At 63.9% G+C, this 20,031-nt stretch carries 17 protein-coding genes; 2 read left to right on the top strand and 15 right to left on the bottom strand.

The genetic code is table 11. The features are described from left to right. From tssK to ABZ728_RS17080, 10 genes are all read right to left on the bottom strand, one after another. The gene (tssK, locus tag ABZ728_RS17035) at positions 1-1,338 is read right to left on the bottom strand and encodes a type VI secretion system baseplate subunit TssK (protein ID WP_366657437.1); all 1,338 of its coding nucleotides are present in this window, start codon (positions 1,336-1,338) and stop codon (positions 1-3) included. Positions 1,339-1,411: 73 nt separating this feature from the next. Beyond that, a complete protein-coding gene (gene tssJ / locus ABZ728_RS17040) occupies positions 1,412-1,948 on the bottom strand; it encodes a type VI secretion system lipoprotein TssJ (RefSeq protein ID WP_366657438.1) in 537 nt (178 codons plus the stop codon). Between the two features lie 215 nt (positions 1,949-2,163). Beyond that, on the bottom strand, positions 2,164-4,044 hold the full coding sequence (locus tag ABZ728_RS17045; protein ID WP_366657439.1) for a hypothetical protein: 1,881 nt from the start codon (positions 4,042-4,044) through the stop codon (positions 2,164-2,166). Positions 4,045-4,306: 262 nt separating this feature from the next. Beyond that, positions 4,307-4,573 carry a hypothetical protein gene (locus ABZ728_RS17050; protein WP_366657440.1) on the bottom strand — a complete coding sequence of 89 codons (267 nt, stop codon included), beginning with the start codon at positions 4,571-4,573 and terminating at the stop codon, positions 4,307-4,309. 289 nt (positions 4,574-4,862) lie between these two features. Then, positions 4,863-5,378, bottom strand: coding sequence for a hypothetical protein (locus tag ABZ728_RS17055; protein ID WP_366657441.1), 516 nt, complete (start codon positions 5,376-5,378; stop codon positions 4,863-4,865). A gap of 127 nt (positions 5,379-5,505) precedes the next feature. Next, entirely contained in the window at positions 5,506-6,414 is a 909-nt protein-coding gene (locus ABZ728_RS17060) for a glycerophosphodiester phosphodiesterase family protein (protein ID WP_366657442.1), read from the bottom strand. Positions 6,415-6,446: 32 nt separating this feature from the next. Next, entirely contained in the window at positions 6,447-7,538 is a 1,092-nt protein-coding gene (locus ABZ728_RS17065; RefSeq protein ID WP_366657443.1) for an ABC transporter ATP-binding protein, read from the bottom strand. Further along, positions 7,535-8,362: a carbohydrate ABC transporter permease gene (locus ABZ728_RS17070; protein WP_366657444.1), complete on the bottom strand. Its 828-nt coding sequence runs from the start codon at positions 8,360-8,362 to the stop codon at positions 7,535-7,537. Before ABZ728_RS17070 ends, ABZ728_RS17065 begins: the two co-directional genes overlap by 4 nt. A gap of 3 nt (positions 8,363-8,365) precedes the next feature. Next, a complete protein-coding gene (locus ABZ728_RS17075; RefSeq protein ID WP_366657445.1) occupies positions 8,366-9,247 on the bottom strand; it encodes a sugar ABC transporter permease in 882 nt (293 codons plus the stop codon). Positions 9,248-9,365: 118 nt separating this feature from the next. Then, positions 9,366-10,724, bottom strand: coding sequence for an extracellular solute-binding protein (locus ABZ728_RS17080; protein WP_366657446.1), 1,359 nt, complete (start codon positions 10,722-10,724; stop codon positions 9,366-9,368). Positions 10,725-10,968: 244 nt separating this feature from the next. On the opposite strand from ABZ728_RS17080, the gene ABZ728_RS17085 reads away from it, so the two are divergent. Then, positions 10,969-11,784 (top strand): glycerophosphodiester phosphodiesterase family protein, encoded by an 816-nt coding sequence (locus ABZ728_RS17085; protein WP_366657447.1) that lies wholly within the window; start codon positions 10,969-10,971, stop codon positions 11,782-11,784. Positions 11,785-11,801: 17 nt separating this feature from the next. Here ABZ728_RS17085 and ABZ728_RS17090 read toward each other — a convergent pair whose 3' ends face one another. Next, complete coding sequence (locus ABZ728_RS17090; protein ID WP_366657448.1) at positions 11,802-12,575, bottom strand: DUF1445 domain-containing protein; 774 nt, start codon at positions 12,573-12,575, stop codon at positions 11,802-11,804. Between the two features lie 232 nt (positions 12,576-12,807). On the opposite strand from ABZ728_RS17090, the gene ABZ728_RS17095 reads away from it, so the two are divergent. After that, positions 12,808-13,770, top strand: coding sequence for an ABC transporter substrate-binding protein (locus ABZ728_RS17095; protein ID WP_366657449.1), 963 nt, complete (start codon positions 12,808-12,810; stop codon positions 13,768-13,770). Between the two features lie 277 nt (positions 13,771-14,047). Here the strand turns inward: ABZ728_RS17095 and ABZ728_RS17100 are convergent, their stop codons facing one another. The 4 genes from ABZ728_RS17100 to ABZ728_RS17115 are packed head-to-tail and all read right to left on the bottom strand — an operon-like array spanning position 14,048 to position 20,030. Next, positions 14,048-15,067, bottom strand: coding sequence for a tripartite tricarboxylate transporter substrate binding protein (locus ABZ728_RS17100; protein ID WP_366657450.1), 1,020 nt, complete (start codon positions 15,065-15,067; stop codon positions 14,048-14,050). Between the two features lie 45 nt (positions 15,068-15,112). After that, the gene (locus ABZ728_RS17105; RefSeq protein ID WP_366657451.1) at positions 15,113-16,288 is read right to left on the bottom strand and encodes an aminotransferase class V-fold PLP-dependent enzyme; all 1,176 of its coding nucleotides are present in this window, start codon (positions 16,286-16,288) and stop codon (positions 15,113-15,115) included. Next, a complete protein-coding gene (locus ABZ728_RS17110) occupies positions 16,285-17,955 on the bottom strand; it encodes a hydantoinase B/oxoprolinase family protein (RefSeq protein WP_366657452.1) in 1,671 nt (556 codons plus the stop codon). Before ABZ728_RS17110 ends, ABZ728_RS17105 begins: the two co-directional genes overlap by 4 nt. Next, positions 17,952-20,030: a hydantoinase/oxoprolinase family protein gene (locus tag ABZ728_RS17115; protein WP_366657453.1), complete on the bottom strand. Its 2,079-nt coding sequence runs from the start codon at positions 20,028-20,030 to the stop codon at positions 17,952-17,954. The genes ABZ728_RS17110 and ABZ728_RS17115 overlap by 4 nt, the downstream gene beginning before the upstream one ends. Position 20,031 lies beyond the last annotated feature (1 nt).

Consider the following 20,031-nt stretch of genomic DNA (forward strand, 5'->3'; position numbering starts at 1 on the left):
CTATCCCCGAATCGCCCAGAGCTCCACCGAAAGCTGGGGGAAGTCTCCGGCGACATGAATGGCAATGCCGCCCGACGTCGCCAACTGCTTCCAGATCTCGGTGCCGCGTTCCAACTCGAAATAAACCGCGGTGCTGTGAAACGGGATCTGCCGTGGCGCGACCGGCATCGGCCTGATCCGAATACCCGGCAGGGCGACGTTAACGAGTTCGCGAATCTGTTCGACCGGACCGATCTTCACCAGCCGGGGGAAGGATTTGCGAATCTGTTCCTGCGGCAGGTCGGCCCGCACCGCCATCACGAACCCGGCATCGCGCAACAGGCGTTTGTCGCCGATGGTCCCCACCCGCACGCCGTGGCCCCGATCCTGGAGCGGAATCTGCACGGCCGACTGTTCGAGGACGGCGCTCAGACTTTCGCGTATCGCGGCGACGACCGGCTTGAACGATGCCTGAAGGTCGTCATGACGATAGTCCGGGAACTGCGGTGGCCGGCGGCCCTTGGCTGTGAAGGATGCCAGCTCCCCGGCGAGTTCCAGCAACAGCCCGAAAACCCGTTCCGGATGCACGTCGCGGATCTGCGCCAGATGCGCAAGGACGGGCTCATGACGGTTGATGGACTGCAGCATCATGAAATCGGAGACGTCGGAAACGCCGCGCGACCCACCGCCACCGCCGATCCGGCTGGCGATTGCTTCGCCCCGGTGGCGCAGCAGTCCGGTCAGTTCGGTCAGAAACCCGGCCAGGGTCGCCGAGGCGGCGGCGTTGAGCACCGGCGGAATATAAGCCTCCTCCAGCACCGCCTTCCGGTCGGACCTGACCTCCTGAAGGCGCGCCAGACCGATCACCGAGTATCCGGCGGTGCTTTCGCCCTCGACCAGATATTTCAGGCGCAACTTACCGACGGTCACCGGCGCCGACTGGGTCGACCCGGTAATCGTGTCGAAAATTTCCTGCTCGGCCATGTCATAGCGGGAAATCGTGTCGGAGCCCTCCGCGGCGCCGAATTCCGCGACATTGGGCCGCCGCTCGGGCACTGCGAGGAAGACGCGCTTGCCGGTCGCCCCTTCGGGCAGGTCGATAGCGGGCGGCAGATCGTCCAGCGCCGGCAGTGAGAACGGCGTGCCGTCCTCGAACACGCCGCGTGCCTCCTGAAGCGCAAATTTTCCGGTCTCCAGCACCGACCGGTCGATCTTGAGTTCGCTCAACCCCCAGCCATACGGCGTCAGCGCGACGACACGCTCGCGCATCAGACGTTCGATATACCGGTCCTGCTGCTGAAAATGCTGCGGTCGAAGGAACATGCCTTCGTACCAGACGACCTTATCATCTAGCGCCATCGCCACCGCCCTCTTTCGCGTCGCCCACTATCAAACCCCCGTTTACCGCGCCCGTATTCCGTTGGTTCAGCCATCAGAAGGGCGACAGCGTATCCCACCAGCTGTCCTCCTGCTGCGGACGGGTCAGAATCAACGTGACCTCATCGGCGCGCAGATCGCCGTGCAGCCGATTCGTCTCGCCCGTGCGTATAGGTATATACGCTCGCCAGATTGCCGTCTCGATATCCTGATAGTCCGCCGCCAGCGCAATGACGCGGGCCGTGTCTTCGACCTCGAACGTCCGCTGGACCGACGTGCCGGGATTGACGACCGTTTCACGCATGGATATGGCCGTCGGACCGAGAGTATCCTCAGCTTCGTCTCTCAGATCGTAATAAGTCGTTACCCGAAACGGATCTTCAGACGTTAGCTCGAATATTCTCACATGAACGGGCGACGGCCGGCCCTGGGCATCCGGGTTCAGATCCGGGGTCGCGATGAGAGTCAGATCGACCACGGTTTCCGGCGGCGGCGGTGTGCCACTGCACGCCGATACGAGCGCCGGCATCAGAAGAAGTGCGGCGAATGCTGCGGCATTCCTGCCCCTTGTGGGTCCCGACAGTCGCCTCATAAAGTCTTGCGCCCCTGCATTTCGGATGAAGCCGAAGATCAAAGAAACTCCACAAGCTCCTGTTTTGCAAGAAAGACCTACCTATTTCAGGTACCGGAAGGTGATCAGCGCCGGCCTTGTGGCATAAAAGCGACACCAAATGTGACGGGTTTGCACCGATCGAGCCCTGTGCGCGGGTCATCCCGCAGAGCGCGTCCCGAGCCCGCACCGGGCACCTATGACGTGCCGGCGCAATGCGGACTCGCGTCGGGGTCGGTGATACCATGGCGGTCGAGGATGAACAGCGCGTTGGTGTCGCGACTGATTCCATCACGAATGCGATAGTCGAAGATCAATCGTTTGCCGTCGGGGCCGGCATCGGAGTCGGCGACGACCGTGCTGGTGAAATGCCGGTTCGAGCAATCGCGCAGGGCGCTGATCTCGGCTACGGTTTCCACGTCATGGGTGGTGATCAGACCGCCATTGCCGGGCCGCGCCAGCAGATGCACCACGCGGGCGATGCCGGCGCGCCGCTCCAGACCATTGGTGCCGCTGAATATCTCGTCGATCAGGAACAGCGTGCCCGGTCCCGGTCGGTCCATGGTATCGACGATCCCGGCCACACGCTCGACCTCGGCATAGAAGCGCGAGACGCCGGACACCAGATCGTCATGCGGCGCGATGCTGGTGACCAGTCGAAATGGCCTTACTGAAAATTGCGTCGCCTGCACCCGTGCGCCCGCATTGGCCAGGGCAAGGTTGATCGCGATCGACCGCAGATAGGTCGATTTGCCGGTCATGTTCGATCCGGTCACGAAAGCCGGACGTCCATCGGCCGGAATGACGACGGGGTTGACGGTTTTTTCGGCAAGAAAGGGATGCCCGACATCCGCTGCGACGAGCATAGGGGCCGCTTCGTCAACGACGGGCCCCTTCTCGAAAAAGCTCGCAAACACGAACCCTTCATCCGCGCGGCCGAGATCGACGATCGTGGCAAGGGCGGAACAGGCGTCGATCTGCCCCCAGGCATCGACGGCGGCCGGGACGGATTCCGCCATCCGGTCGGTGACCCGGGCCATGGCGATCAGCAGCAGCGCCGAGAACGGCGCCAGCAGATTGGCGACCAGACGCGATCCCGGAGTCAGTTCCACCGTAGCCCAGCCGAAAACCCGCCGCGCCCGGCGTGCCAGCACCGACGGCGGCTCTCGCCGATCCTGCAGCGGCGCCAGCACGGCGGCAAGCGCCGGAGCCCCGGCACCGGCGCGATAACGCTCCATCACCGCAAAGACGCGCGACGCATCGTCCAGCAGTGTCTGCAATTCATGCGCCGTCTGTCCGGTGTTGCGATCGCGCGTTGCCGCCAGATTGGCCGTGCCAGCCGGCACCAACAGCGCAAAGCTCCACAGGCTGCCCGATCCGGCCCAGGCCAGGGCGACCAGGCCCCAGCAAACCAGATGAAACACGACCAGCCACCAGGGTCGCGCTGGCGGGTCGACCCGCCGCAGGCCGTCGTCGATCTGCCGCCATCCCCCGGCATGCCGCGCCGCCATTCTGAGACGCGTGCGAAAATGAGTCCGTGGTTCCAGTTCCGCCACCAGCGCCTGCCGTTCGGCCGTGGCGGCCGGATCGCTTTTGCTCATGGTCAGCCAGGATCGCAAACGGTTGTGCGCCAGTTCGGTCGTCGTCGTGTCGAGCAGGGTCAGCAGCGAGTTGCGGCCGACGATGCCTGCATCTTCAGCAAAGGGGTGGGCGCGGTCGGCGGCCGTCGCCGCTGTTCCGGCCATCGCGTCCCAATCGCGCGCGCGCCGCAATCGCCGATCCTTAAGCAGTGCCAGCATCGCTGATGCGCGTTCAGCCCCGCCGCCCAGCCGCCGACGGGCATGGCGAAAGGCGAAATGGAGCGCCGCCAGAACGATCGCACCGGCAACCACCCGCATATCCAGGCCGGGCGCCGACAGGAGGACCGCAAGCCCGGCGATCACGACAACAGCATGGATCAGGCCGAGGCGCGTCCGGCGCAGCGACAGGCGGTCCAGGCGGGCGCGCCATCGACCCTCGCGGCGCGTGATATCGCCGTCGTCATCGCTGCGCCGCCCCGGCACCCATCGCTCGTCCACAAACCGTCTCCCGCCGCCGGGTGCACCCGGCGCCGGTGTAGCAGCGCCCCCCATGAGCGTAAAGGCGGAGCGTAAAGGCGGAGCGTAAAGGCGGAGCGTAAAGGCGGTACGACTATGCCGGACGGATATCTCATATCGGGAGGTGCATCGGAGTCTGAGACAGATAAAATGGATCGTTCAGCGCAATACCTTTTTCGCGCGCAAAAGCAGCCACCGACGCGAGCAGGTCGAAGGCTTGATCTTTGGTGGCTCTGGTGGTGGGTTATCGCTCGCCCGTCCGGATTCTCAGGTGTTCGCTCGGAATCGGCGGCCCCACCATGAGATCGTGATAGTTGTTGGCGGCATCGTCCCATAGCGCCGGTGCGATTGTCTTCAGCCATTTGCATGGCGAACCTTTGAGATGGCGAACAACGTTAGCAACCATGAACATCTCGGTCAGATCGGTTCGCAACTCGCCCTGCCCAACATCCATCCCAGCGAACTCGCCGCAGGGCACCAGGAAATCTTGGTAACCTCGCAACTTGGGCATGTCCGTCGCGTCATCTAGATGGACAGCTCGTGCCCAAATACACAATTGACGCTCGAAGGTGGCAGCGAGGGTCAACGTGGATGAAACAGTCACGCAAGATTGGCCTGGAAGATGCGCGGCAACAGATCCTTGAATTGCAGTTTTCGCCCCTGTTGCCCTCAGTTCGTGCTGTCGCGTCGATCGGCGACTTTGCCCTGCAATCTCAAACCACAGGCGGCACATCCCTGACTTCGCCGCGACTGCCTACCAAGGCGATCTCGATGCCAGCCAAGGCGCAACGCGGCGCCAATCATTCGGCCAGACGCAAGGTGCCTTCCGTGAAAGGGGCGACGGCCACCTGCCGTCCTTGCGACGGTGTCGCCATCAACATGCCGACCGTCTCGCACAACCCTTTGTAGAGCCGCGATACCTGACCTGAATGCCTCGTGTTGATGATGCCACCTTTGCATTCGGCGGAGATGACGTGGTTGCCGACCTCAGCAACCACATCACCCAGCCCCGACTTTGGATTGACGGTGATCTCCTGGCCTGCGGCATTCCGGTACGTGCCGCCATAGCTGGTGGTGCCGATGCTGGAGATTTTAATAAAGTCGCGTCGAAGCAGCCAGGCCGCAAAGTCGAATTGCTTGCCGTGTTCTCCATCGGGGTGAACACGGACGTGTTGGGTATCCTGCGTTCGCAACACGTGCATGGCATAGGCGACCATGACCGCGCCTTCGTAGAGATGGTGTTCGTGTTCGCCGTCGGATTTTCCGAGCCGGTTTGTCGGCGGCGACAGTGCCGTAACGAGATCCTCGAAATCCATGACAATCCTCCGCGGCCGTCGCGACGGCCTTCCTGCACGAGCCGGCAGGCAGTTTCGCAGCAGCCGGGAAACCTGCCGTGATCTGCGCCGCGCGCGCCAGCATCTCATGAGCGTAAAGACGGGGCGACTACCCCCTCCAGCCCTCGATCATCGGCCCCAGAATCGCCGCGCGGTTGGTTGTGATCTGGTCGGGGCCCAGCGCCAGCAGACGGCGCAGTGCAGTCTGATCGGCCGGTGTTACAGCATCGATCGTCCAGAGATCGATCAGCATATCGGGCTGGACGCTCCTGATGGCGGCGACCGCATCCAGCCCCGCATCCAGAGCGGCCAGCGCCACACCGGCCCGCAAATAGCACTCCCGCGCATGCGGGAAGCCTTCGATCAGCCCCTGAATCCGCTCGTTCAGATAATCGGCCGCAGAAAGCCACTGCCGCTGGCCGAGCCAATGCTCATCGAAAAAGCCATAGGCATTGACGCGGCGGCCGGGCTGGTCAGTCAATGCATCCGGCAGGTCCAGATACAACATCGGATCGAAACCCAGCACGGCTTGCGGATACACCCGGCGCAGCGCCCGCAGATTCCAGTCGGCGATACAGCCGACCACAACCTCCAATGCCGGGTTCGCCTGCATTTCCCTGACCGCCGCCGCCAGTGCCGCAACTAGTGCCGGCGACAGCGGTCGGATTTCCTTCAGGTCGATCTGCACCTTCAGCGGCCGGCCATGGGCAGCGATCCGCAACACGGCATCATCGAGTGTCGCCGTCCTGCCGCGATCGCCCTTGCCGCGAGTGCCACGCAGCGTCAGGCCGGCGAAGGCGTCGCTGTCGATGGCCGAAACCGGCCCGATACCGTTCGTCTCCCGCTCCAGTGTCGCGTCGTGCAACAGGACGAAACGGTCGTCGCCAGCGGCGCGAATATCGAATTCGATCGCCCCGGCGCCCGACGCCAGACACGCTTCCAGCGCGTCGAGACTGTTGGGCGGTGCCTCACCGTTTCCGGTGAGCAGCTTGTGATGTTTCAGAATGGGAACGTGCATAATGCTTCTTTCTGCGACCCATGAGGGTCGGTTCAATCGAGACGCCGGCCATCCGCGCCGAAGGGGTGAAGCCGACAGCCGGCAATCGACAATACGATCCTGCCATGGGCCGGAACGGGGGTCTCCCGGGGCACCAGTACCTTCAGGCTGACATTGTCGCCGACGCTGGCGGTCACGAGGCGGTCGCGGCCTTGTACCTCGACGACATCGACCGTCCCGGTAATGCGGTGCCCGCCTTCCTGGTCCGTGTCGTCAGCCAGAACGATCTCCTCGGGCCGGAGCCCGAGATGACCGCTGTCGTCAGGGATTCCCGGGCAGGCCACCCGCCCGCCGTCGAAGTCGAAATGGCCCTGGCGAAAATGGCCGGCGATCAGGTTCATCGGCGGGTGACCGACGAAGCCCGCCACGAACAGCGTTGCCGGCGAATGATACAGGGTGTCGGGCGTCGCATACTGGGTGATGGTTCCGTTGTGGAAGACCGCCACCCGGTCGGCCATGGCCAGCGCCTCGGCCTGATCATGGGTCACCAGCAGGCTGGTCACGCCCAGTTCCTTTTGCAGGCGGCGCAGTTCGGCACGGGCCTGCAGGCGCACCTGCGCATCGAGGTTGGACAGCGGCTCGTCCAGCAGCAACAGCGCCGGGCGTTTGACGATGGCCCTGGCAATGGCCGCGCGCTGCTGCTGGCCACCCGATACCTGTCCGGGCAGTCGCTGAAGCTGGTCGACGATGCCCAGAATCTCGGCCGCCCCGGTCACGCGTTGCTGGATCTCCTTGCGATCCAGCCCCTGGGTTTCCAGCGGAAAGGCGATATTCTTGAACAGGGTCATATGCGGGTACAGCGCATAGGACTGAAACACCATGCCGACATCGCGGTTGCCCGGATGAAGATGGTCGATCGGCGCGCCGTCAAAGCGGACGCTGCCCGCCGTCGGCTTGAGCAGCCCGGCCACCATCAGCAGCGTCGTCGTCTTGCCGCAGCCGCTGGGGCCCAGAAGCGCGACCATCTCACCCTTCTCGACCGCCATGTTCAACGGCCGGACCGCCCATACATCGCCGAACTGCTTGGACAGATCGCTCAGTTCGATGTCCACGCCGCGCGCATGAGACATTTGTTCCTGGCTCATCCCTTGGAACCCCCGAAATACATCTGCAGGAGATAGCGCTGGCCGAGCAGGAAGATGATCACCGCCGGCAGCGTGTAAAAGACCCCGACCGCCGCCACAAGTCCGAAGTCGGCGCGTTCCATATCGCCGGCAAGACTCTGCAGGTAGACCGAGAAGATCCAGGTCCGGCTTGAGACGATGAAAGTATAGGGGACGATGAATTCGCCCCACGCGACGAGAAAGGTAAAGATGCCGAGCGCAAACAGTCCCGGCCGGATCATCGGCAGCGCGATATGCCAGAAAATCCGCCAGCGCGACGCGCCGTCCACCAGTGCCGCCATCTCCATGTCCCAGGAAAGGCCGTCGAAAAACCCCTTAAGCAGCCAGATACCCAGTGGCATCAGGAAGGCCGCCATGACGAACACCACGCCGAGCAGACTGTCGAACAGCCCGATGGCGAGCAGGACGTAGAAGGTCGCGATCAGCAGGCTGACCGCGGGGAACGCGTGCAGGATCAGGATCAGGCCCAGCATGAATCCGCGCCCCGGGAAGTTGAGCCGCGAGATGGCGTAGGCCGCCATCGCCGAGACCGTGACGATCAGCGCCGAGGTGCCGAGCGCGAAGATCAGCGTGTTCGCCAGCACGGTCCAGATCATCGGCCGCGGGCCGATCGGCTCCCACAGAAAGCGCCAGTTGTCGATTTCCCACAGCCCGACCGGCTGCAGGCCGTGCATTTCGGAATTCAATGACGAGATGATCAGCCACAGATAACCGAGCGCCACGGGAAAGGTGATCCCCAGCAGCAATGCCATCCAGAGATACCAGTTACGTTGGAAACCGGGCATGGCTCAGTTCACCTCGATCTTCGGTTTGGTGACCAGATCATTGAATCGGAACAGCCGAAGGATGATCAGCGAGACGATCAGCGCCACGACGACAAGCCCCGCCACCATGGCCGATCCCAGGCCGAACCGCGCCGTTCCCGAATAGCTCTGGAATGCCTCCGAATAGGCCCACAGCGACCAGACTTCGGTCGTATAGAATCCGGGTCCGCCATTGGTCAGAAGCATGATGTATTCAAAGGAACTGAGCAGGGCGAGCGACTGATAGGCTGTCACGAACAGGATCGGCCACCGCAGTTGTGGCAGGATTACCCGGCGCACCAGAAACATCTGGCTGGCACCGTCGACGGCGGCGGCCTGAAACTGCTCATCCGGGATCGACTTGATCGAGGCGGTGAAGATCAGCATCCCGAACGACGCCCCGATGATTCCGTTGGCGAAGACGATGACCGTCCAGGGATAGGCGTTGATCCAGCTTTGCGAAACGCCGGTCAGTTGGCTGAGCACGCCATACGGACCGGGGGCCAGCAGACCCTGGATGATCAGCACGAAAACGACCGGCGAGGTGATGCGCGGCAGGAGCCAGAACAGGCGGATGCCGTCGGCGGCCCGCTGCGGGATGAAAGAGGTCGAGACGGCGATGACCAGCGCCAGACCCAGATTGAAGAACGCCAGCGTGGCAACAAGGTAGAAAACACTGTTGCCCAGAATGCGCGGCATCCAGCGATCACTCAGCACGGTTGAATAGTTGTCCAGCCCAACGAAATCGGGATTGCCGAAATTCGCTGTCGACAGATTGGTGAGCGAAAGCAGGATCGTATTGACGACCGGCCAGATGAAAAAGGCGATCACCAGCACGCCTGCCGGCAGCAGGAACAGCAGCGGCATGCGCACCTGTCCCCAGAATCGGCCGGGGGATCGCCCTGCCGATCGTCCGGGAAACGGGCCGGAAGCGGCGGGCACTGGGCCCGCACGCCTTTCGGTTTGATGTGACGTCATACGGCCGTTACCGGATTTCGATCGCGTCGCCGAGATCGCCGGCGAGTTCCTCGGCCAGGATCTCCGCCGCCATGGCGGCGTCGAACTCACCCTGCTCGACCGCGGTCAAAACGCGATAGTAGTTCTCCGAATAGACGCCGAGCGACGGGTGAAGCGGCTGGAACCCGCTGTAATCCGCCATATAGGCGATCCGGCTGATGAACCAGTCGTCCTCGAATTCCGCAAGTTCGCGGCTGGACTGCAGGACCGGCGGGCGCAGCGTGGTCAGGAAGTGATGACGCTCGATCTCAGGGTCTTGAGCATGGGCCAGAACCCGGGCCGCAACGTCCTTGTGCTCGGAGGATTCGCTGATCATGTAGCTGTGCGGCTGAGACAGGGTCAGCGGGCCGACATCGGCATCGGCCTGCGGCTGCAGGGCAAAACCGATCGTTTCCTGCAGATACTCGTTGCCACCCCTGTCGGCGACCTGGCCGGTCGCCCATTCCGCCCAGTTCCAGGTGCCGCCCGACCAGAACAGAACAGACTCGCCCGAACTGGTCTGGGCGTGGAAGTCGTTCCAGCTCATGCCGTTGATGTCCGGCGTCAGGACGCCTTCCTCGACCATGGTCTCGAACATGGCGAACACTTCTTCGCCGACTTCGGGGTCATAGACAAGGTTGCCGCTCTCGGGATCCTGAAGCGTGGCGCCGTGCAGCAGCATGAACTGCCAGAAATCCGGGCCGTTCACCGGGCGGTGCCAATAGCCGCGCCCTTCCTCGACGACACCGGCTTCCACGGCTTCGCGGCCGACCGAGATCACGTCATCCCAGGTGAAGTCGCCGGATTCGATGCGGTCCGGCAAACCGTCGATTTCCTCGTCGCTCCAACCCAGTTCCGCCAACAGCGGCTTGCTGTAATAGAACGGCCGCGCCTCGGTGTCCTGGGGTATCGCCCAGCGCGAGCCGCGATAGGTAACGGCGTCCCAAAGGGCGGGAACGATGTCGTCGAACCGGTCGTTGCCGTCGATGTAGGAATCCAGCGGCGCGATGAAGCCGGCATCAGACCATGGCGCAACGTCGATATGGGCGGAGGAGACGATATCGGGCGCATCGCCGGATTCGAAGGACAGCAGCACGCGGCGGCGATAGCTGTCCCAGTCTGAAGTGTCGAAATCGGTTTCGATCTCGACCCTGTAATCGGCGCCTTCCTCTTCGAGGGTGCCGTTCAGGGCCTCAACGGCGCGTTCCAGATTGTCGGCCCGCGGCTCGGACGGATCGTCCGGTCCGACGGTCCATGCTTCGAGCGTGATCGTATCCTGTGCGATTGCAGGAGCGGCAAGCAAAGCAACCGAAGCGGTCGCCAGCATTGTCGTACGAATGAATGCCAATGGTACCTCCCAAGGTAGGTTTCACATCGCGATCGCCAATAATGCCGATCGGGTGTTTCCATTATTTATCTTTGGAATGTTTCAAACACATATAAGTGAAATGAACATTTTATGACATAGTCCGGTTGGAATTTTCGTTCAGGAATGTGCCGGTGTCAAGAATGTGGAATACGAATCGCAACGCCGGCGGTATGATGCACCGGCAGCCTCCAGGTTCCCTCATCCGCAGACAGAGGCATTCGAAATGGCTCAAAGCTTCCGAAGAGCCGACGGCGCGCGCCCCCTGATTTCCGGCCATCGCGGACACTGCACCGCAGCCCCGGAAAACACGCTCGCCGCCCTGAGGGCAACGGTCGAGGCCGGCGGCACGGCGGCGGAGATCGACGCCGTTCTGAGCGCCGACGGCGAGATCGTCATTCTCCACGACCTCCTGGTCGACCGGACCACCGACGGCACCGGTGCCGCCGCCGATATGACCCTCAGCGCGTTGAAGCGGCTCGACGCCGGGTCGTGGTTCGGGCCCGGCTTTGCCGGCGAACGCATTCCAACGCTGGCCGAGACGCTCGACTTTGCGCATGCGCATGATTTCATGATCGAGGTCGAGATAAAGGAAAAGCGCAATTTGCCCACCATGGCGGCCGCACTGGCACGCGCTTTGGCCGATCCACACGACCGCAGCCGGGTGATGCTGCTGTCCTTCGACCATGCGTGGCTGGGGTGGCTGAAGGACAGGCTTCCCGATGTTGCGACCGCCGGCATCGTGCCGGTGCGTCATCCCGACCCGCTGGCCGTTGCCCAGTCGGCGCGGCTCGACCAACTCAGCATCGATCTTGACGTCTTCGACCCCGACCAGGCGCGCATTCTGCGCGAGGTCGGGCTATCGCTACGCTGCCATGCCTATAACCCGCCCCGGATCGCGGCGATGGATCGGGCCGGCCTCGATCCGCGAGCGCAGCTTGCGGCATATCTGCGCGAGGGCCTGATCGACACACTGTCGGGAGACGATGTCGAATGGGTGCGCCATCTGGTCGATGACGCGCTCGGCAGCGCGGCCGGCTGACGCACCGGCGTACGCCTTCAGGACGGCGCCCGAGGATCCGGCGTGCGAAAGGCCGATATCGGAAATGGCGTGGCAACGAGGCTGCCTTCGCTGTTGGCCATCCAGAATACAGTGCCAGACAACGCCGCGCGCAGGGTCACACCACAGCCCCAGAAAAGGCAGATCTCGTCGTCATCCGGCATCAGGCCCGCTCCCAGCACCGGCTTTGCGAGATCGGCGATCCCCAGTTCGGCGGCATCGCCGACATGAACCGGCGCACCATGAAGCACGGGATAGCGCCCGGTGACCGCAACGGCGTCATCGGCCTGCGCCTTCTTCACGATGCGCATGGACACATGCTGGCGGGCGGAGAACGGACCGACCGCACGGGTCGGCACCGCCGTCTCGTAAACGGCGAGAGCCACCGAACGCGCAATATGCTTCAGGCCGATGCCCGCCGCCGTCATCGCATGATCGACGACCACCGAACACCCGATCCCGACCGCCACCAGGTCGTCTGACCAGTCGGCGATGAGATCGGCCGGTGTGCGGCTGCACGTATCGGCCTTCATCACGTCATACCGGGCAGCGGCCGTGCGCACATCCACCGGCGTCGCGGTGTCGGCGAACAACAGCGGCGACCCGCGGTCGGAGAAATCGACCACAGCGCCCGACGCATAATTGGCATAGCACCAGGCGATGAACGGATAGGCGGTGTCAGCCGGCAGGATAAAGACATTCAGGCCCACAGGCCTGTCGCCCGTCCCGCGCGCCACGGCGCCAGCGAGCCGACTGGAAAACATTCGAAACATGGCCATCGCCCCAACGTGAGATCATTCGATAGCCTCAGAGAATACACCGTCAATCGCGCTACCAGCTTTCAAAAGCGCATTTTCCGAAAGCGCAATCCTGATATATCGAATTTCTACCTGCATTCCCGGCATCGGCGGTGCTACCGTTCCGGTTCCTTTAGAACCCTCGCCCGCCCTGGCTCGACGCGATCCGACCTGCGGCGACCGCGGTTATCAATGCCGGAGAATCCTTGTGCATGTCGTTCTTTGGGAACGCTTCCGGGCTGTCTTTTACACGCCGTTCTACGCGGCGCTGGCGCTCGGCGTCTTCGAGAAGGAAGGGCTGACCATCGATTTCGGTGCCGTCCCGCCCGGCGCCGATGTTTGCGGTGCTTTGCGCGACGCAAAGGCGGATGTCGCCTGGGGTGGTCCCATGCGGCTCATGCAGGACGCCGATCAGAGGCCGCCGGACCAACCGCGCGGACAGCATGTCGTCGGATTCTGCGAGGTCGTCACCCGGGACCCCTTCTTTCTGGTCGGGCGCACGCCACGCAACTTCCACCTCAGGGATCTCGCGGATCTGACGCTGGTGTCGGTGTCGGAAGTGCCGACGCCCTGGCTATGCCTGCAAGAAGACCTGCGCCGCGTCGGCATCGACCCCGCCAGCATCCGGCGCATCGCCAATCTCTCGATGCCCCATGCCGTCGCGGCCCTTGCCGACGGCCGCGCCGACGTCATCCAGACATTCCAGCCGATCGTTGAAGAGCTGGTTGCCGGTGGACGGGGATCGGTCTGGTACGCGGCCGCCGATCGCGGCCTGACCAGCTACACGACCTTTTTCGCCACCCGGCGCTGGCTGACGGAAAACCCCGCCGCCGCGCGCGCCATGGTCCATGGAATGTTCGTGGCACAGCAGTGGATTCACAGCCGCGACAGCGAGGCCATCGCGACGCTGGTCGCGCCCTATTTCGAAGGCGTCGACCGCGCCATCCTGACGGCCGCAATCGACCGCTACCTGAAGCTCGGCATCTGGGGCGCGACACCGGCCATGGCCGAGGAAGGCTTCGACCGGCAGGCCGCAGGCCTCGTGTCGGGCGGCTTCATCAAGCGCAAACCTGCTTTTGACGACTGCATGGACATGACATTCGCCGAAGACGTCGTTCGCCGCTTCGCCGGCGACGGCGGTCTGGAGACGGCGCTGCCGAACGGAGGGTAGACGCGACCGCCACTCCAGCACCCTCGCGCGCACTCTCCTCGATCGCTCCTCAATCGCGTGTCGAGGAGATCCCAGCGAGCGCCCTGATTGGGGCGCCGCCTGCCGGGCGGCACGGTTCGGTCCTCCCAAACGCCCGTGCCGCCCGGTTTTGCAACACCGGCAACAAATTTCGGCAGGCTCGCCGGGGGGGCAGACGCGAAAACGGGCCCGGTTGTGAACCGGGCCCGTTTTCGCGGTCTGCCCCCGCCCCGTCAGGAGGCGGGATTACCTGTGAGCACTATTGGGCGGCGAGATCGCTGATCTCGCCAAGCGCTTCCAGCGACAGGCGGAAGTTCTCTTCGTAATTCTCGCCGGGCTCCATGACCGACAGGTCCTCGACGCCGCTTTCGGCGATGAAGTCCTGGTATTCCGGCAGGTCCTTGATCGAGATGATGGCGTCCTGAAGGCGGGCGAAACGCTCGGGGTGCTCGTCGACCATGGCCGCCGGGACGGCATAGACGTGATACCGTGCCAGGAAGTCAGGGGTCGGTGGCTCCAGGCCTTCTTCGGCCAGCGCATCGACCATCAGCGTCGCTTCGGGCCAGCGGGGGCTGGGTTCCGGCGACCCGAGCAGCAGGCCCCGGACGTCGTCGCGCATGTTCAGGCGCGAGAAATCGTCGCCGATATTCGCGGTGACATGACCGCCCAGAACCGCACTGCCCGCTTCACCACCTGAGGGATAGCCGACGTGATTGACGTCGAGATCGAACACGTCCATGATCCAGCGGCCGAACAGATCCTGAGCGCCGCCGGTCACGGCACTGACTGAGAGCTCGCCGGGATTTTCGCGCGCCGCCTCGACGAAATCAGCCCAGGTTTCATAGGGCGAATCATTGGCGACCACGATCAGGCGCGGATCGTAGATGTCGACGGCCAGGATGGCCCAGTCGTCGGCATCATACGGCGCATCCTGAAGGGCGATGGTCATGCTCTGGTCGGGCTGGTTGGTCGACAGAATGGTATAGCCGTCCGGCTCCTCGCGCAGGACGGTAAGCGCCCCGACCTGTCCGCCGGCGCCGGGCGCGTTCTGTACCGTGACCGACACGCCGAGGACTTCTTCGAGATGACGCGCCATGACCCGTGTCTGGCGGTCGGTGCCGCCACCGGCGCCAAAGGCGACAATCACGGATATATCGCGCTCGGGCCAATCCTGTGCCACGGCATCGGTTGAGTCGGCAATCGACAGACTGCCGATAGCCACACCCACGGTCGCCAGCAACGCCAGACGCGAGGTCGGTTTTGATATGTTTCTTGGCATTTTATGCCTCCACTGTTTAGATTGATGTCATTGTTGTTACATTATTCAGTTGGTGCTTTTAACCAGCGACAGCACTTTCTGAATATCGTCGTCGTTGTTGTAGTAATGCAGGGAAAATCTGACCAGACCGCGTCGCAGCGACAGGGTCACGCCATTCTCAAGCAACAGCTCGAAGAGCCGGGTCAGGGATTCGTCGTCGCTGCTGTAGTGCCCGCCGCTGCCCCATTGGCCGACGGTTACCATCTGGCAAAGCCCGTCATCCCGACGGCCGCTGCACACCTCCAGGCCCGCCGCCTCCAGACCCTTCGTAAAGGTATCGGCGAGGTTCAGGACATGGGCTTCGATGGTCCGCGATCCGGCCTCCAGCAGCATGTCCAGCGCCGCCTCGGTCGCGATGGCGGCACTGTAGTTGTAATTTCCGACCTCGAAACGGCGGCCGTCGTTGGGAAGCTGATAGCTGAAGGTGCCCATCACCTCTTCATGATCGCTTTCGGCGACCAGGACGGAATAGCGCGCCAGATAAACCGGCTGCATACGCTGCAGCCACTCCTGGCGGCAGTAGAGGAACCCCATGCCGTATGGCCCCAGGATCGCCTTGTGGCTGCTGACCGCCAGTGCATCGATGTTCATGGCCTCGACGTCGACATGCATGACGCCGGCGGATTGCGCGGCATCGACCAGCAGAAAGATGCCCCGCTCGCGGCAGAACTTGCCGATCGGCGTCGGATCCAGGGTCCGGCCGGGCGCGAAGGAAACCTGCGAAATGGCGACCAGGCGCGTACGGTCGTCGATGGCCGCGAAATAATCCTCCGGGCGGACGCGGCCATGGTCGGACTTCACAATGCGGATTTCCACATCGCGCCGGCGCTCGTTCAGCCAGACATAGATGTTGTTCGGATGCTCCACGTCGGGGCACAGCACCACATTGTCGCCGGCCCGCCATTCGATGGCGTTGGCGATGATGTTGAGCCCTTCGGACACGTTCTTGGTGAACGCCACCTCGGACGTTTTTGCGCCGATCAACCGGGCGAACTTCCCCCTGGTCCGCTCCAGCGCGGCCATCCATTGGTCCTTGGTGCCGCCCGTCCCCTGCCAGTCGTCCAGCCATGCGTCATAGGCCTGACGAACGGGGCGCGACAGCGGCGCCCGCGCGGCGATATCCATATAGATGCGGCGGTCGAAGACCGGAAACAGCGATCTGAATTCGGCCTGTGTGCTCATAGTCCGGCCCCCCCTTTCGTGACGCGTCCTTCGCGGATGTCTTTCTCAAGCAGCGCGGGGTCGCGGCGATCCGGGTCGCCGAAGCCGGCGCCGCCGGGTGTGCGGATGCTCAGCACATCGCCTTGTGCCATGGCCAGTTCGCCCACAGCCGAGGGCAGTCTGCGCTCGCCCGAACGCCCCGGATTGAGCACGAAGGCGCCGGTCGCCCCGTCCCGGCCGCCATCGACACCCCGCGGCGCCACGGCCTGGCGTTCGGCCGACAGGCTGACCGTCATGGGCGACAGGGCCCGATAATCACGGATCAGCCCGCAGCCGCCGCGATAATGTCCCGCGCCGCCGCTGTCGTCCCTGAGGGCATAGCGTTCGATAATCAGGGGATAGGCGTGTTCCAGCGCCTCGACCGGCAGGTTCGACGCGCCGGAGGCGTGAATCCGCACCGCGTCCATGCCGTCCTGATAGGGCCGCGCACCCTGCGCGCCAGCAAAGGTCTCATAGTCGACCCAGACACCGCCGGACGGGTAGGTTCCCGAGAATGTCGCCTGATGGTGCGGCCCCGACCCGGCAACCGCGCTTTCAGGCACCATCTGCGACAGCGTCGACGCCACAACGTCGCCAACCACCGCCGAGGCCAGAGCACGCGCGCCGACCGCCGCACCGGGCGATGGGCTGACGACCGTGCCTTCGGGCGTCTTGACGGTGATGGCGCGGAAATAGCCGGAATTCGCCGGCAGGTCCGGATCCAGCAGGATCTTGACTACGCAGTAGATCGTCGAATGCAGGGCACCTACCGGCAGGTTCCGGGCGCTGGGCAGTTGTGGGCCGGTGCCTTCGAAGTCCAGAATCAGTTCGGTGCCCTTTTTCTCCAGCCGCAGCTTGATCGGCACGGTTTCGCCATTGCCATAAAGATCGGGATCCAGGGCATCGGCGGCCTCGAACACACCGTCGGGAATGTCGGCGAGCCGTGCGCGGAACCGGCGCTCCGTCGCATCGAGATAATGGTTGCAGGCGCCGATGACACGGTCATGGCCATATCTTTGCATGCATTCCGTCAGACGCCGGACGCCGACGGTGTTGGCCGCGATCTGTGCCAGGATATCGCCATGCCGTTCCTCGGGCGTGCGCGAGTTCAGGGTGATGATTTCCTGAATGTCGCGGTTCACCACGCCGCCGCGCACGATCGCGACCGGCGGCAGCCTGATGCCCTCCTGGAAAATCGTCTGGCAGATCGAGGATTCGCTTCCCGCGACCATACCGCCGACATCGGCGTGGTGGGCGATATTGGCGACGAAGGCCGCGACCCGGCCTTCGAAAAAGACCGGGGCGACGAAGTTGATGTCCGGCAGATGCTGGCCGCCGCCGGTATAGGGATCGTTGGCCAGGAACATGTCGCCCGGCGACAGGGTGTCGAGAGGATGAAAGTGCAGCAGATGCTCGATCGCCCCGATCATCGACCCGAGATGGATCGGGATGCGCGGCGCCTGGGCCAGAACGTCGCCGTTCGGGGCCAGCACTGCCGTGGAACAATCCGCGCGCTGCTTGATATTCGGGGAAAAACTCGCCCGGATCAGCGTCGAGGCCATTTCTTCGGCCACGCCCATGATCTGGTTGGCGATGACTTCCACCCAGATCGCGTCCATTCCGTCCAGGTCTTTAGCAGCGCCGGTCATTGCGCGTCCTTTCCGTTCGAAGCGGCATCGTTCCGCGTCATGACGATATCGCCGGAAGCCGCAAGGCGGGCGGTCATGCCCGGCGGTACGACCGTGGTGCTGTCCATCTGTTCCAGCAGTGCCGGACCCTCCAGACGCGTCCCGGCCGGCAGCCTTGAGCGGTCATAAACGGGAGTCGCCGTGACGCCGGTGGACTTGAACCAGACCGGACGCTCTCCGGTGCGGCCGTCGCCGTCGGCCGGCGCGTGCGCTGCGGCCGGCAGCGGTGTGGCAGGCGCGATCGCCGTAAGCCGGACCGCGACCAGTTCCACGGGCTTGCCTTCGGCGGCATAGCCGTAATGCTCGTGGTGGAACCTGTGAAAGGACGCATGCAGATCGTCGACGATGCCGCCGCCCGAAACCGCAGCGCGATCGAACGGGATCAGCAATTCGAAGTCCTGGCCGACATAGCGCATGTCGGCGGCGTATCGCAGTGTCAGCGCCTCACGATCCAGGGCTTCGCTCGTCGACCATGCGGCCATTTCCTCGTCGATCCCCTCGATCAGAGTCCGAAGATCGGCGAGCGTCGCCTGCGTGACGGGCATGATCCGCGTGCGGCTGAAATCGGTCCGGCGCTCGGAGTGAAGCAGTCCCTGCGCGCACAGCAGACCCGGCCGCGCCGGGACGACCACTGTGCGCATGCCCAGTTCTTCGGCGATTTCCGCCGCGTGCAGGGGTCCCGCACCGCCGAACGCCATCAGGGCGAAATCGCGCGGGTCATAGCCACGTTCGACGGAAATCACGCGGATCGCCTGAACCATGTTCGCGTTGACGATCTGCAGAATACCGATCGCCGCCTGCTCGGCGTCGAGCGACAGCGGATCGCCGATCCGGTTCGACAGGGCAGCGTGCGCGGCCGGCAGATCGACCTTCATCCGGCCGTTCAGCAGGGCAACAGGGTTCAGCCGCCCCAGCACCACATTGGCATCGCTGACCGCTGGCTGGGTCCCGCCATGGCCGTAGCAGGCCGGACCGGGCCGTGCCCCGGCGCTTTTGGGGCCCACCTTGAGCAGGCCGCCGTCATCGATCCAGGCGATACTGCCGCCCCCCGCACCGACGGTATGAATATCGACGGTCGGCGTTCGAACCGGCATGCCGCCGACGGTCTGATCGCGGCGGATGGGCGCGCGGCCATTTTCCACCAGACAGACATCGGTGCTGGTGCCGCCCATGTCGAAAGTGACGAAATCCGGGGTGTCAACGTCGCGTCCGACGGCGATCGCACCGACGACACCGGCAGCGGGTCCGGACAGGAAGGTGCCGATCGGTCGCTCCCGTGCCCGCTCGGCCGACATGGTGCCGCCGTTCGACTGCATGACCGTCACGCCGGCCGGCGCGCCCTGATCACGGACACCGTCTTCCAGCGCGCCCAGATACCGCCCCATCACCGGCAGCAGTGCTGCGTTCAGAACGGTCGAACAAAAGCGTTCGTATTCGCGGAACTCGCCGACGACGTCGCTCGAACAGCAGACATACATATCGGGAAGCGCCTGCTTGATGGCCTCGGCAATCGCGGCCTCGTGGGCAGGATTGGCATAGGAATGCAGCAGGCAGACTGCCACTGTTCGACCGTCGGATCGCGCCAGATTCTCGACCAGCCGGCGCAGCGATTCCGCCGACAGGGGCGTGACCACGCTGCCGCTGGCATCCAGACGTTCCTCGACCTCGAACCGGCGGTCGCGCGGCGCGATCGGATCGGGTTTGGGCCGGTCCAGATTCCACAGTTGCGGCCGCCGCTGCCGTGCCAGTTCAAGAATGTCCCGGAAACCCGCCGTCGAGACGAGCTGGGTCGGCGCATATCGACCTTCAAGGATCGCGTTCGTCGCGACCGTCGTACCGTGCGAAAAAGCTTTGACCGAGGATGCCGGTTCGCCGGCGATTTCCAGTACCCGGCTCAGGCCTTCCAATGCGGCATCGGCCGGATTCTCCCGCGTCGACGGCAGCTTGAAGTAATGATACTCCGCCCGATCTCGGTCGATGGCCACGACGTCGGTGAAGGTCCCGCCAACGTCGATTCCGACCAGGACATTGCCCATG

The sequence above is a fragment of the Fodinicurvata sp. EGI_FJ10296 genome (assembly GCF_040712075.1).
Taxonomy (GTDB): Bacteria; Pseudomonadota; Alphaproteobacteria; order DSM-16000; family Inquilinaceae; genus JBFCVL01.